Below are 1,106 nucleotides of genomic sequence, written 5' to 3'. Positions count from 1 at the left end.
GACTGGGACCTCACCGACCCCGCCGGCCGCGGCATCGAGGACGTCCGCCCCATCCGCGACGACATCAAGCACCGCGTCCAGACGCTCCTCGCCGAGCTGCTGCCCGCCGAAGCAACCGCGTAACGACCAGGAAGCCGCAGATCATGACGCTCACCCTCACTGTCCCACCACGGACTGACGCGGACCGCCTCACCGGACTCCCCGTTGCCGTCATCGGCGCCGGCCCCGTCGGGCTCGCTGCCGCCGCGCACCTCCTCGATCAGGGCCTCGATGTCGTGGTCTACGAAGCTGGCCCGACGGTCGGGACGAGCGTTCGCGCGTGGGGGCACACTCGACTGTTCTCCCCGTGGCGGTACGTCATCGACCCCGCCGCCCAGCGACTCCTGGAAGCCACCGGCTGGGAAGCACCCCGTGCGTCATCTCTGCCCACTGGCCAGGACCTCGTCGACACGTACCTGGCGCCCCTCGCGGCGACCCCGCAGCTCGCACCGGTGATCCAGTACGGCACCCGCGTGGAAGCGGTGTCACGGCAGGGCATGGACCGCACCCGCTCCACCGGCCGCGCAGACACCCCATTCCTGCTCCGCCTCCACACCGCCGACGGCGTCACTGACGTGACTGCGCGTGCGGTCGTCGACACCTCGGGCACCTACACGTCCCCGAACCCCCTCACTGCCGCTGGCCTCGTACCGGCCGCGGATCTCGGCGACCGGGTCGTCCACGCACTGCCCGACGTCCTCGGCGCCGACCGTGACCGGTTCGCGGGGAAGCGGGTCCTCGTCGTCGGTGCCGGCCACTCCGCCGCGAACACCCTCATCAAGCTCGCCAGCCTCGCCAAGATCGCGCCGAGTACCGACGTGCTGTGGGCTGTCCGGAACGCCGGCACAGCCCGGCTCGGCGCCGACGCCGCCGACGGGCTCGCCGCCCGCGGGCAGCTCGGGTCCACCGTCCACGGGCTCGTCGAGTCCGGTCAGGTGCAGCAGATCGCCTCGTACGAGATCGACGACGTCCGCGCCGACGGCGACCAGGTCACCGTCACCGGCCGTCGCGCCGGAGAGCCCTTCGCGGTGACCGTCGACGTCATCGTGAACGCGACCGGGTTCCGG

At 72.1% G+C, this 1,106-nt stretch carries 1 protein-coding gene; it reads left to right on the top strand.

Going from position 1 to position 1,106, the window contains the following annotated elements; translation table 11 throughout:
* Positions 1-143: 143 nt before the first annotated feature.
* Positions 144-1,106 (top strand): FAD-dependent oxidoreductase (locus HP507_RS00995; protein WP_175350015.1); only part of this gene is annotated, 963 nt, incomplete at its 3' end.

It is taken from the genome of Curtobacterium pusillum (assembly GCF_013359865.1).
Lineage (GTDB): Bacteria > Actinomycetota > Actinomycetes > Actinomycetales > Microbacteriaceae > Curtobacterium > Curtobacterium pusillum.
Note: the sequence above shows the minus strand (reverse complement) of the source record. Positions and strands in the feature narration are given on the sequence as shown.